Source organism: Paraburkholderia sp. Ac-20342 (genome assembly GCF_017104985.1).
In the GTDB taxonomy this organism is placed as follows: Bacteria; Pseudomonadota; Gammaproteobacteria; order Burkholderiales; family Burkholderiaceae; genus Paraburkholderia.
This window is the reverse complement of the sequence record NZ_JAAGPQ010000004.1, coordinates 38,209-50,334: the sequence shown is the minus strand read 5'-3', so window position 1 is coordinate 50,334 and position 12,126 is coordinate 38,209. Positions and strand designations below refer to the sequence as shown.

Sequence of the window (12,126 nt, the reverse complement as noted above, 5' to 3'; positions counted from 1 at the left end):
CGGAAATTTGTGAATTGTGTGAAATGCCAGCGGCAGCAGCACGCAGGTGTCGATCGACGTCACGTACACGAGTGTCTTGTGGTTTTGTACGCGATTGATCAGGAGTCCAGTGAAAGTCGATCCGACCTTCCGGCTCGACATGGCGCGTCACAAGATTGCGACATTGCGCCTCGTGGAGTCGTTTCCCGACACGACCGTATCGACGGTGGTGCACGGCGATCGTCCTTTGACGTCGGCGGCGCAGCGCGTTCTATCCTGTTTCGAAGACGGGTGCGGCAGTTCGCGCACGAACGCGACAGGCGCTGATGCATTGATGCGCACGCCAGGGCGGAGCCGTCAGAACTCGAAGCGATAAAGCCGATAGGCGCGCGGCGCGATCAGCGAAAGATACCCATGCACGGCGGTGCGCAGCAAACGACGCAGCGCTGCCACGTCGTGAGGAGCCGGGCGCGTCATCAGCGCCTGCGAGACGAGACCGTAGATCGTCGCGTGTACCGCGAACGCGGCATCTTCCGTCGGCGCATCGGCGGGCCAGTCGGGTGCCGAGGCAAGCAGGCCGGCCCATAGCCGCACGAACTCCGCGTAAAGCTTGCGGTAGGCATCGATGCCGGAAACCCGGCGTTCGAGCTGAAAGAGCGTCGACCACTGTTCGGGTTCCGCGAGCGGCGCGCGAATCTGCGCGTTTAGCAGGGCATCGGCTCGCGCGGGCAATGCTTCGTCGCGCGTGGCCGGAATGCATTCGCTCATTTCGATGGCGATCCGCTTGATGCGCAGATGAATGCACACCGCCGCGAGTGCTTCCTTGCTGGCGAAATATTCATAGAAGCTGCCGATACCGACGCCGGCCGCCGTCGTCACCTGGCGGATCGATACCTTGTCGTAGCCGTGCTCGACCAGAAGCTGAACAAAGGCCTGCTGAATCGCCTCGGCCGTGGCGAGCGCGCGTGATTGCGCGGGCTTGCGGCGCGTGGTTTTGACGGGGAGCGGTTCCTTCATGTCGGCGAATCCGAACACTCGCGCCGAAGCGCGTCCCTATACTGGGTAACCAGAAAAAAGCCCGCGCGGCAAGCGTACAGGTTCGTCGATGACGGATCGACCTTGGACCGATCGGGGCACCTTGAAAAGGAGCCGCTCATGAACTGGAACACCCATGAGGTGACGAATGTCGTGCCGGAGTTGGCCGATTATAACCTCTACACCACGGACCTCGCGCTGCGCGAAGCGGTGCAACGCGCGGGTGCGCAGGCGCACGAATCCGAACTGAGCGACTACGGCGAGCGGCTCGGCAGCGCGCAAACGCTGCGCATGGCCGAGGACGCGAATCACTTCAAACCCGAACTTCACACCTTCGATCGCCAGGGACACCGCATCGATCGCGTCGAGTTTCATCCCGCGTGGCATGGCCTGATGAAGATGCTGCGCGAACAGAATCTCGTCTCGCAACCGTTCTCCGATACGCGGCCCGGCGCATGGGCTGCGTACGCGGCCGGTTTTTCGATGCACGGACAGATCGAGGCCGGCTCGCAGTGCCCGACCTCGATGACCTTCGCGAGCATCCCCGTGTTGCGCCAGGAGCCCGGGTTGTTCGAGCAGTTGATGCCGAAACTCTATTCGCGCAGCTACGACGCGCGCGATCTGCCACTCGAACAGAAGACGTCGATGCTGGTCGGCATGGGCATGACCGAGAAGCAGGGTGGCTCCGACGTGCGCGCGAATACTACGCACGCCGTGCCGGTGCGTGGCGAGGGGCGAGGCGGCGAATACGAGATCGTCGGTCATAAATGGTTCATGTCCGCGCCGATGTGCGATGCGCATCTCGTGACCGCGCGCACCGAAAACGGCCTGTCGTGCTTCTTCGTGCCGCGCTACCGGCCGGACGGCAGCAAGAACGCCGTGCAGATCCAGCGTCTGAAGGACAAGGTCGGCAACCGCTCCAATTCGAGCAGCGAAGTGGAATTCCTCGGCGCGTGGGGGCGCATGATCGGCGAGGAAGGGCGCGGTATTCCGACCATTATCGAAATGGCGTCCTATACGCGGTTGAACTGCGTGATGGGCAGCGCGGGTACGATCCGCCAGGCCGTGGTGCAGGCGATTCACCATGCGCGCGAGCGTCACGCGTTCGGCAAGCGCCTCGCGGAACAGCCGCTGATGCGCAACGTGCTGGCCGACATGGCGCTCGAAAGCGAAGCCGCGACGCAGCTGATGATGCGCCTCACGCAGGCGTTTGCGCTCGCGGACCATGATCCGCTGCAGCACGCCTATAAACGGATCGTGACGCCCGCCGCGAAATTCTGGGTGGCCAAACGCAGCATCGAACTATCGGCCGAAGCGATGGAAGTGTTCGGCGGCAACGGCTACATGGACGAAAGCCCGATGGGTCGGCTTTATCGCGAGGCGCCCGTGATCTCGATCTGGGAAGGATCGGGCAGCGTGATGGCGCTCGACATGCTGCGCGCGATCAGCCGCGATCCCGCCGCGCTAGCCGCGTTGATCGACGATATCCGGCCGATCTGCCACGGCGAGGCGCGCCTGCGCCCGCATATCGAGGCGCTGGCCGGCGCAGCCGGTGCGGGGACCGCGATGCACGAAGCGGCCGCGCGCCGCGAAGCGCAGCGCCTGATTCTGCTCGTGCAGGCGTGCCTGCTGCGCGAGCACGCGCCGACCTACGTCGCGGACGCGTTCATCGCAAGCCGCTTCGACGCGCAGTGGGGCCGCGTGTTCGGCACGTTGCCGGAACATGGGCAACAGGCGCGGATCGTCGAGCGGGCATGGCCTGTGTGATTGCGTTTCCACAGGCTGGCGATGATGCGCAACGCGGCTCCCGTAAATCCTCACCGTTAGCGCATCTCCTGGAACTACTCACCATTCGCGCGGCTTCACAATGCCATCTGCACGACCTTCACGATGACGAGGCCGATCGCGAGCAGCAGATAAGCGCGCAGCACGCCCATCCACATGCGCTTCGCCAGCGTCAGATTCGGCGGCGGCAATTCGTCGAGCGCGGGCATGCGCCAGGCGTTGCGCGCCTCTTTCGAATAGACCGGCGACGGTTCGGCCACGGGCTCGCCGCGCAGCTTGCGGATGCCGAGCGCCGCGCCATAACCGGTCACGGCGAGCAGCGTGCCGCCCACGAGCATTTCGATAATCGTTTTGCCGGCCATGTCCGGATAGATCACCGACGCGGTCAGGATGATCGACAGCATCACGAGTACCCAGACGACAGCGCCCGTAAACAGATTCAGCTTTTTCGAATTGGCCCACGGACCGAGCACCGCGCGGTCGTTGCAAAGCAGCAGCAGGAACACGGTCGCGCTCGGCAGCAGCACGCCGGCCAGCGTTTGCACCGCTTCAGTCAGAAGACCGAGCGGGCTGCCCGGAATCAGCACGAGCGCCGCGGCCGCCGCGACGATAACGAAGTACACGAGATAGAAGCCCTTCGCGTCCGAGACGCTGCGGTGCAGCGAGTGACGGATCTTGAACACGTCGCCGATCGCATAGGCGGTGGATAGCGACACGGCCGCCGCGCCGATCACGCATGCGTCGAACAACGCGATCGCAAACAGCACCGCCGAGGTGCGTCCCGCGTATTTTTCGAGTCCCGCGATGACGCCGCCCGCGTCGGTGAAGTTGCCGAATTCGGGCCGGCCGTCGAACAGCGCCGCGCTGAACGAAATCATCGCCACCGCGCCGATCAGCACGAACACGATACCGATCCACAGGTCGGCCTTTTCGTAGTTCATGAAGCGCGGCGTGATGCGTTTGTCGATCACGTAACTCTGCTGGAAGAACAATTGCCACGGCGCGACCGTCGTGCCGACGATGCCGATCACGAGCAGCATCACGTCGGAGAGCTTCGAGTGGGCGGGCCAGTTCGGAATGAAGAAGTCACGCGCCATCTGGCTGACGGGCGGATGAATCGACACGAGCACCGGCACGAGCAGCAGGCTCAACACGCACAGCACGACCGCGAAGCGTTCGAAGCGGCGGAAGTCGCCCGTGCTGACGGCGGCCATCGTGAGGGCCGCGGCGATGCACACGCCCGCGATCTTCGAGACGCCGAAGAAGTCGAGCACGAACGTGATGCCGATAAACTCGGTCACGATGGTCAGCGCGTTGAGAATGAACAGATCGACGACGCTGAACGCCCCCCAGAACTTGCCGAAGCGCTCGAAGATGAGGCGCGCATGGCCGACGCCGGTGACCGCGCCGAGGCGTAGCACCATCTCCTGATTGACGTAGAGCACGGGTACGAGCAGCAGCATGGTCCACAGCAGCGTCGTGCCGTAGTTCTGACCTGCCTGGGTATAGGTGCCGAAGGCGCCGGCATCGTTGTCGCCGACCATCACGATGAGCCCCGGACCGAGGATCGCGAGCAGCGTGCGCACGCGCGCCCACCAGTTGGTGCGTGGCGCGACGTCATGATGCGCGATCGTGCCGAGCGCGCCCTTGATGTCGCCGACGTGCGCCGAATCGAGCACGGCGCTGCGGGCGGAGGAAAGGTTGGTGGGCGTGGACATGACGTTCTTCCCTGGTTGTGTTTATAGACGGCGACATGCGTGCTCCGGCATACGCAAGGACATGGGCAGCGTGCGAGTCGAGTGCTGGCTGAGCCGCTTGCGTATGACGGAAGAATCGCGAAACGCTACGAAAGATGAAGAACGCGTGCTTTCAGACGGCGCCAGAACGGCACGAAAGCATGTGTTTCGCGGACGTGCAGCATGAGCAGGCTGTCGTAATGGACGCGCGACTCCTGTACGTGCGGGAGCCGCGAGAGAAGGAGGCCGAATTGCATGATATTTCTCCGTGCGTTGCATGCAACGCGCTGGGCAGAAAGCCAGCAGACACGGAGGCCGCGCGTATCGACGCGGCGGTGGCGGTCTACTCGCTTTCCTCAGTTAAAAGAAGCGGTAAGCGGCATAAGGGATAACTGTCACTGTCTGTCATGGCGGCTCCTTGCTGGCTGGTTTCTCTCTGCCATCGCGGCGCGCATTCGGGACGCGCGCCCGCGACAGGCGTGTTTATTCTCGCGTCCGTGCGCGTTCCGTCGAACTGACGAAACGCGTGCGAACACGCATGCGAGCCTGATGCTCGCGATACAAAGCCGCGTCAGCGTATGGACGCGATCAGACGCGTCGATCCGTATGGCGCGGATATAACATTAACCAGGGTGCACGGGGAGTTGCTGCGACGCGCACCGTCTGCCTGCTGGCAAGACGGCGGCTAGGAAAGGAAGCGCGGACGTCCTGCCGTTCAGGCAGCGAATCTGTTCGAAAGTCGACTACTGCAGGTGTCCAAGGCACGAGCCTCACTAGTGAATATTCCTGAATTCTAGGGGGCGTATTTGGACAAGGTCAATCGGTTTCTTAAGCAGAGCAGAAAAAAGTGTGCTGCGAGCAACGCAGTGCTTTCGGATTGAAAGACCGGATGAGAACCGGAGGATTTCAGCGAGGCGGATCGTGCCAGCGTTGACCGATGCGAAGGAAGGCGGCTGCGCGATTGACGCGGAAGGGACAAAGCAGAGGAAGTAAAGCGGAGACATTCGGCGCTCACGAAGGCGGCATCGGTTTCATCCGACCGATGCCGTCTCGTTCGACTCAATGACCCGAGCCGCGCCTCGTTCGCACGGTCAGTCGGTTCGACACCGCTCTCACGCCTTGAACCGATCTTGCGGCGCTACCGGCCCGTTCGATCTGCGAGCGTTGCGGCACCGAGCCGGTCAATGTCACGAAGGCATGACGCGACTCGACGTGAATGCTCGCCGAATTTAATCCCGGTGTGCGCGTGAAGGCGCGGCGAACGTCGCGGACCAACTGGGTATCCGATCTGTTTCGACGTGGAGCTGGAGCCGCCACCCCCGGCCGGCTTTGCATCGGCATGTTTTGCGCCGACATGTCGCCCGGTGTGCCGCCGGGCGTTTGCGCGTTCGCATAGGTCACGCAAGTCGCGAAGGTCATCGCGAACATCGCGCCGAGTATTCTGCTCGCGCCGTTTGTTTTCATTCTTCCTCCTTTGCCGGTTTGTCAGGAACTGCTGTTCGAGCCGCATGCTGTCAATGGGGAAGAGGCGGCGCCACGCGCTGCCGCCTCGAGACGAGTGTTCGACCGTCTCGTCCGATTATATGCCGCGACGACTGTGCGAATAAGGCATCGACGGGGGGGTTATGCGGCCGTGCCGGTTGCCCTGCTCGCGGCGCGATCCGCGCTGCATGACCGACAGGTGAGAAGATTCGGGAGCTGGCGCGGTGAGAATCGGCGCACCTGTACGCGCACTGCAAATCTGGAGGTGAGGGTTTTCGGGGAACGTCCGCGCATGGTTCCCAGCCAGCGCTCGAACCCGCCGAATACACGAATAAACCGCACGGCAAGATGATTCCGGCAGCACACGTATCGCGGCTGTCACGCTCAAAGGTGAGGATATTCAGGAGCCGAGTGATACGAAGCGGCTATGCATTCCTTGCAAATGCGTAATCCGCTCGGGAAAAACAGCCTGTGCTAAGGCGCGTGCGTCACGTAACCCGTTGAATGTCCAGGCGATATTGCCTCGGCCTTTATCAAAGGTGAGGGTTTTCGGGAATGGCGTATGCCGTGCGTGGCGCACTGGCCGTGAGCCTGCATTTATCCCGCTACGGCCCTCAAGGTGAGCGTTTTCGGGAGCAACGGCGGGGACTATTTGCGTCGATCCGCTGCTGCTCCGTGCTAAAGGTGAGAATTTTCGGGAGCGTCGATGCTGCCGATTGCTGCCCGTTACTGCCGAGTGCGGCCATGGCAACCGCTGCACCGACTACGCCTGCTTCACGATCTCGCGAATATCCGCGACCGGCGTTTGACCGAATGCATCGCTGAGCGCGTAGTCGATCAACTGCGTCGCGCATTGCTCGGGCGTCGACAGTTGGCCGTTGCGTTTGAGGTCTTCGAAACGCGCGCGCATCGGGAACTGTTCTTCGCCGCTGCCGCGAATCTGCGCCTGCATGTCCGTATCGATCACGCCCGGCGCGAGACTGCAGATGCGCAGCGCGCGGTTCGCGTCGAGTGCAACGGCGCGCGCGTGATGATCGAGCGCGGCCTTCGTCGCGCAGTAGACGCTCCAGCCCGGATACGCATTGCGCGCCGCACCGCTCGAAATATGCACGATGCGCCGGTCGCTCGCCTCGACGGCCGCGGCGGCGAGCGCGCTCGCGAGCATCAGCGGCGTGGCGATGTTGAGGTTCACCGCGTCCGCGATGTTGGCCGGGTCCTGTCCTTCGATCGGACCGATCGGCTGCACCATGCCCGCGTTATTGATGAGCAGCACCGTTTGCGCGCCGCTCGCGAAGCGGCGCAATGCGTCGGTGGCGAGCCATTGCGCGACGCGCGCGGGGTCGGCCAGCGGCAGTTCGATCTCTTCGAGCTGCGCGGCGAATCGCGCTTTCAGCGCGGCGTGCCGCGAGCGCGACAGACCCAGCACCGCGACGCCGCGCGCGAGCAGTTGTTCGGCGAGCGCCGCGCCGAGGCCGCGCGTATGGCCGGTGACGATCGCGCGAATCGGAGAAGAGGAAGTCATGTCGTTCCTTGTGATCGTTGGCTTGCAGCAGAGTCGCCGATTTTCTCACGTCGCCTTCACGACGAACGGAAACGCTCGCGATACTGCATCGGCGTTACGCCAAGCCGCTTCGCAAACACGATGCGCATGCGGTCGGCGGTGCCGAAGCCGCAATCGTAGGCGATCGCCTTGAGTGCCGCGCCGCTGCTTTCGAGCAGTTTGCGCGCGGCATCGACGCGCGCGCGTTCGACGAATTCATGCGGCGTCACGCCGGTTTCCTGCACGAACACGCGCGCGAAGTTGCGCGCGCTCATGCCGGCGACGTCGGCGAGCTGTCTGACCGTGAAGCTCTCGCGGATGCGCGCCATCACGTGCGCCTGGACTTTGGCGGCGGGCGAGGTGTCGTCGGCGGGCGCGGTCAGGTAGGGGCTGAATTGCGACTGGCCGCCCTGGCGCTGCGCGAACACGACAAGCCGCTTGGCGACCGCGAGCGCCGTATGCGGACCGTGATCCTCGGCCACCAGCGCGAGCGACAGGTCGATGCCGGCCGTCACGCCCGCCGACGTCACGAGCGGTCCGTCGCGCAGATAGATGCGATCGAAGTCGACATGCGCGCGCGGAAACCGCGCGGCCAGTTGCGCCGCATGCTGCCAGTGCGTCGTGACGTTGCGCGCGTCGAGCAGCCCTGCGTGACCGAGCGCGAAGGCACCGGTGCAGATCGAGCCGTAGTGCCCGCAGCGTGTCGCGACGTTCGCGAGCCAGTCGAGCAGCCGCGCATCGGCCACGTCGTTGTCGGGCAGCGCGGGACCGCCCGCGACCAGCGCGAGATCGAACGGCTCGCGCGCCTCATCGAACGTCGCATCGGCGCTCAGCGTCATGCCGTTCGACGCGCGCAGCGGCGCGGCATCGGCGGCCAGCAGCTTCACTTCGTAATGCTCGCGTGGCGCGATGAAGCGGTTCGCTTCGGAAAACACGTCGACGGGGCCGGCGACGTCGAGCGCCTGCACGCCGGGGAAGATCGCGATCGCGACGGTGGGCATCGAAAGACTTCCTGGGTGGATGAACGGAATCCGCGCGCGGCGGCAGGCCAGCATAGCAAACGCGCCTTGACGCTGCACCGCGCGCCGCGTTGATTCCCCTTCCTGCCGTACGTCGGCGCGAGGTTGCACGACATGGAGCTCGTCTTGCCCTGTGGTCGCGAGCACGAGCGCTTCGAAGCGGACGGCGCAAACGCGGCAGTGCGATAAAGTTCGATAGACTGTACGGCGTCATCTTCGAGCGGGACGAATCGCATTCCCCGCGCCGCGCCATGGTCATCAAAAACCTTCTCCGCAAGCTCGATCTCACCACGCTTCAGCTGTTCCTTGCCGTCTTCGAGGAAGGCACGCTCACGCGAGCCGCCGAGCGCGAGGCGATTGCCGTGTCGGCCGCGAGCAAGCGTCTGCTCGAACTCGAACAGGCGGTCGGCGCGACGCTGTTTCAGCGCAACGCGCGCGGCATGACGTTGACGCCGGCCGGCGAAACGCTGCTGCATCACGCGCGCCGCGTGATGCGCGACATCGAGAACATCGGCATCGAACTGGCCGGTCATGCGAGCGGCGTGCGCGGCTACGTGCGGATGATGGCGAACCTGTCGGCGATCGTCGAATTTCTGCCCGAGGACCTGCGCGCGTTCCAGTTGCAGCACGAGCGCGTCAAGCTCGATCTCGAGGAGCGGCCGAGCGGCGGCGTCGTCAAGGCCGTCGACGACAGCCTCGCCGATCTCGGCATCTGTTCCGGCGACGCCGACACGCGCGAGCTGCACGTCGAGCACTACCGGCGCGATTCGCTCGTGATCGTGATGCGCGACGATCATTCGCTCGCCTCGCGCGCGAGCATCGGCTTCGCCGAAACGCTCGACGGCGATCACGTCGGTCTGCATTCCGCGAGTTCGATCAACGCGCGCACGCACCTCGCCGCGCACCAGGCCGGCAAGCCGCTGCGGCTACGCATCCACGTGCCGGGTTTCGACGCGGTGTGCCGGATGGTGCAGGCCGGCATGGGCGTCGGCGTGCTGCCGCGCAAGGTGTGTCAGCTGATGGGCCGGCCGCTCGGCCTCGTCGGCGTGCCGCTTGAAGACGACTGGGCCGAGCGCAGCCTCGTGATCGTGGCGCGCGACCTCGAGGCGCTTTCGCCGGTGGGCCGGCTGCTGTTCGATCATCTGCGCACAGTCGAAGCGTTGGAAGAGGCGGGCGATTCCGCGACCGCCGGCGCATCGGGCGCATCCGCGACGCCTGCCGCCACCGTCACCACCCCGCCCGCCAAACGCCGCCGCTGAGCGTTCGTCGTTCGCGAACGGTCCTTGGCGAATTGCGGTTGGACCCACCGCCGCACCGCTTCTAAGCTGTCTCCCAACACCAAACCAACTCCGGAGACTGCACCATGGCTGGACCCCTTCAGGGTATTCGCGTCGTCGAGATCGGAACGCTCATTGCCGCGCCGTTTGCCGCGCGCCTCATGGCCGAGTTCGGCGCCGAAGTCATCAAGATCGAAGCGCCCCAAACCGGCGATCCCCTTCGCAAATGGCGCAAGCTCCATGAAGGCACCTCGCTCTGGTGGTATCTGCAGTCGCGCAACAAGAAATCCGTCTGCGTGAATCTGAAATCGGCCGATGGCATCGAGGTCGTCAAGCGCCTCGCCGCCGATGCCGACGTCGTAATCGAAAACCTGCGCCCCGGCGCACTCGAAAAGCTCGGCCTCGGCTGGGACGTGCTGCACGCGCTCAATCCGAAACTGACGATGGTGCGCATCTCCGGCTACGGCCAGTCCGGCCCGTATCGCGACCGGCCGGGCTTCGGCGCGATCGGCGAGGCGATGGGCGGCATCCGCTACACGACCGGCGAAGTGGACGGCGCGCCGGCGCGCGTCGGCGTGAGTCTCGGCGACTCGCTCGCGTCGCTGCACGGCGTGATCGGCGCGCTGATGTCGCTGCTGCGCGTGAAGACGGGACAGGGCGAAGGCCAGGTGGTCGACGTGTCGCTCGTCGAGAGCGTGTTCAATCTGATGGAAAGCCTCGTGCCCGAATACGACCTGCTCGGCCACGTGCGCGAGCGCAGCGGCGGCGCGCTGCCGGGCATCGCGCCGTCGAATACGTATCGCACGCAAGACGACGGCTATGTCGTGATCGCGGGCAACAGCGATCCGATCTTCAAGCGCCTCATGCATCTGATCGGCCGCGCCGATCTCGCCGACGATCCCGCGCTCGCCTACAACGACGGCCGCGCGAAGCAGGCCGCGATGCTCGATCAGGCGATTACCGCATGGACCTCGCAGCACACGACCGAAGACGTGCTGGCCGCGCTCGAACGCGCCGAAGTGCCGTCGGGGCGCATCTATTCGGTGGCCGACATCGTGGCCGATCCGCACTACCAGGCGCGCGAGATGCTGCTGCAGGCGCAATTGCCGGGCGGCGCGTCGGTAAAGATGCCGGGCATCGTGCCGAAGCTCTCGGACACTCCGGGCGAAGTGCGCTGGCAAGGTCCCGCGCTCGGCGAGCATACCGGCAGCGTGCTGAGCGACCTCGGCTTTGAAAACGACGACATCGAGCGGCTGCGCCGCGAAGGAGCCGTGCAATGAGCGCCGCCATCTACTCCACCGCCGACACTGCCTCGCTCGACAAACTGATCGTGCAGGAAGTCGCGCCGCGCGACGGTCTGCAGATCGAGCCCACCTGGGTCGACACGCCGGACAAGATCGCGCTGATCAACGCGCTCTCCACATGCGGCTTCACGCGCATCGAGGGAGGCTCGTTCGTCTCGCCGAAAGCGATTCCGGCGCTGCGCGACGGCGAGGCCGTATTCCAGCAGATCGAGCGACAGCCCGGCGTGATCTACGTCGCGCTGATTCCGAACCTGAAGGGCGCCGAGCGCGCGCTGTCCGCGCGCGCCGACGAGCTGAACCTCGTCATGTCGGCGAGTCAGACCCACAACCGCGCGAACATGCGCATGAGCTGCGAGTCGTCGCTCGCCGCGTTCGGCGACATCGTGCGCCACGTCAAGGGCTCGGGCGTGCTGCTCAACGCGACGGTGGCGACCGCGTTCGGCTGTCCGTTCGAAGGCCGCATCGACGAAGACCGCGTGGTCGGCATCGTCGATACGTATCGCGAGATGGGCATCGAAGGCATCACGCTCGCCGACACGACCGGCATGGCGAATCCGCGCCAGGTCGCGCGGCTCGTCGCGCGCGTGCTCGAACGCGTGCCGGCCTCGGCGCTCACGCTGCATTTTCACAACACGCGCGGCTTGGGCCTCACCAACGTGCTGGCCGCCTACGAAGCCGGCGCGCGCCGTTTCGACGCCGCGCTCGGCGGCCTCGGCGGCTGTCCGTTCGCGCCGGGCGCGTCCGGCAACATCTGCACGGAAGACCTCGTCAACCTGTGCGACGAAGTGGGGATTCCGACCGGGATCGATCTGGAGAAGCTGCTGGTGCTGTCGCGCGGCTTGCCGGCGCTGCTCGGCCACGACGTGCCGGGGCAACTCGCCAAGGCGGGCCGCAATTGCGACCTGCATCCGGTGCCCGAATACGTGCGGCAGATCTGACCGGCCACACGGCAACCATCATCGACCATCA

Annotated in this window: 10 protein-coding genes; 4 read left to right on the top strand and 6 right to left on the bottom strand. The window is 64.9% G+C overall.

The features are described from left to right. Window positions 1–336: 336 nt before the first annotated feature. Window positions 337–996 carry a TetR/AcrR family transcriptional regulator gene (locus G3N58_RS02555; RefSeq protein WP_167038949.1) on the bottom strand — a complete coding sequence of 220 codons (660 nt, stop codon included), beginning with the start codon at window positions 994–996 and terminating at the stop codon, window positions 337–339. Window positions 997–1,134: 138 nt separating this feature from the next. On the opposite strand from G3N58_RS02555, the gene G3N58_RS02550 reads away from it, so the two are divergent. After that, a complete protein-coding gene (locus G3N58_RS02550) occupies window positions 1,135–2,781 on the top strand; it encodes an acyl-CoA dehydrogenase family protein (protein ID WP_205988993.1) in 1,647 nt (548 codons plus the stop codon). A 95-nt stretch (window positions 2,782–2,876) separates the two neighbouring features. On the opposite strand, the gene G3N58_RS02545 is transcribed toward G3N58_RS02550, so the two are convergent. The 5 genes from G3N58_RS02545 to G3N58_RS02525 form a co-directional block, all read right to left on the bottom strand. Further along, window positions 2,877–4,517: an NRAMP family divalent metal transporter gene (locus G3N58_RS02545; protein ID WP_167284113.1), complete on the bottom strand. Its 1,641-nt coding sequence runs from the start codon at window positions 4,515–4,517 to the stop codon at window positions 2,877–2,879. A 125-nt stretch (window positions 4,518–4,642) separates the two neighbouring features. After that, window positions 4,643–4,792 (bottom strand): hypothetical protein, encoded by a 150-nt coding sequence (locus tag G3N58_RS02540; RefSeq protein WP_167038955.1) that lies wholly within the window; start codon window positions 4,790–4,792, stop codon window positions 4,643–4,645. A gap of 802 nt (window positions 4,793–5,594) precedes the next feature. Beyond that, a complete protein-coding gene (locus G3N58_RS02535) occupies window positions 5,595–5,999 on the bottom strand; it encodes a BON domain-containing protein (RefSeq protein ID WP_205988994.1) in 405 nt (134 codons plus the stop codon). Between the two features lie 781 nt (window positions 6,000–6,780). Further along, window positions 6,781–7,539, bottom strand: coding sequence for an SDR family oxidoreductase (locus G3N58_RS02530; protein WP_205998401.1), 759 nt, complete (start codon window positions 7,537–7,539; stop codon window positions 6,781–6,783). A 56-nt stretch (window positions 7,540–7,595) separates the two neighbouring features. After that, window positions 7,596–8,558: a GlxA family transcriptional regulator gene (locus G3N58_RS02525; protein ID WP_167284112.1), complete on the bottom strand. Its 963-nt coding sequence runs from the start codon at window positions 8,556–8,558 to the stop codon at window positions 7,596–7,598. 269 nt (window positions 8,559–8,827) lie between these two features. Here G3N58_RS02525 and G3N58_RS02520 point away from each other — a divergent pair, with 269 nt between their 5' ends. The 3 genes from G3N58_RS02520 (at window position 8,828) to G3N58_RS02510 (ending at window position 12,095) form a co-directional block, all read left to right on the top strand. After that, the gene (locus tag G3N58_RS02520; RefSeq protein ID WP_240158773.1) at window positions 8,828–9,835 is read left to right on the top strand and encodes a LysR family transcriptional regulator; all 1,008 of its coding nucleotides are present in this window, start codon (window positions 8,828–8,830) and stop codon (window positions 9,833–9,835) included. A gap of 104 nt (window positions 9,836–9,939) precedes the next feature. Continuing rightward, entirely contained in the window at window positions 9,940–11,133 is a 1,194-nt protein-coding gene (locus G3N58_RS02515; RefSeq protein ID WP_167038965.1) for a CaiB/BaiF CoA-transferase family protein, read from the top strand. Then, window positions 11,130–12,095: a hydroxymethylglutaryl-CoA lyase gene (locus G3N58_RS02510; RefSeq protein ID WP_205998400.1), complete on the top strand. Its 966-nt coding sequence runs from the start codon at window positions 11,130–11,132 to the stop codon at window positions 12,093–12,095. The genes G3N58_RS02515 and G3N58_RS02510 overlap by 4 nt, the downstream gene beginning before the upstream one ends. Window positions 12,096–12,126 lie beyond the last annotated feature (31 nt).

Coding starts and splice junctions, on each gene's coding strand:
- G3N58_RS02555 (WP_167038949.1), bottom strand. CDS start 996: ATGAAGGAACCGCTCCCCGTCAAAACCACGCGCCGCAAGCCCGCGCAA.
- G3N58_RS02550 (WP_205988993.1), top strand. CDS start 1,135: ATGAACTGGAACACCCATGAGGTGACGAATGTCGTGCCGGAGTTGGCC.
- G3N58_RS02545 (WP_167284113.1), bottom strand. CDS start 4,517: ATGTCCACGCCCACCAACCTTTCCTCCGCCCGCAGCGCCGTGCTCGAT.
- G3N58_RS02540 (WP_167038955.1), bottom strand. CDS start 4,792: ATGCAATTCGGCCTCCTTCTCTCGCGGCTCCCGCACGTACAGGAGTCG.
- G3N58_RS02535 (WP_205988994.1), bottom strand. CDS start 5,999: ATGAAAACAAACGGCGCGAGCAGAATACTCGGCGCGATGTTCGCGATG.
- G3N58_RS02530 (WP_205998401.1), bottom strand. CDS start 7,539: ATGACTTCCTCTTCTCCGATTCGCGCGATCGTCACCGGCCATACGCGC.
- G3N58_RS02525 (WP_167284112.1), bottom strand. CDS start 8,558: ATGCCCACCGTCGCGATCGCGATCTTCCCCGGCGTGCAGGCGCTCGAC.
- G3N58_RS02520 (WP_240158773.1), top strand. CDS start 8,828: ATGGTCATCAAAAACCTTCTCCGCAAGCTCGATCTCACCACGCTTCAG.
- G3N58_RS02515 (WP_167038965.1), top strand. CDS start 9,940: ATGGCTGGACCCCTTCAGGGTATTCGCGTCGTCGAGATCGGAACGCTC.
- G3N58_RS02510 (WP_205998400.1), top strand. CDS start 11,130: ATGAGCGCCGCCATCTACTCCACCGCCGACACTGCCTCGCTCGACAAA.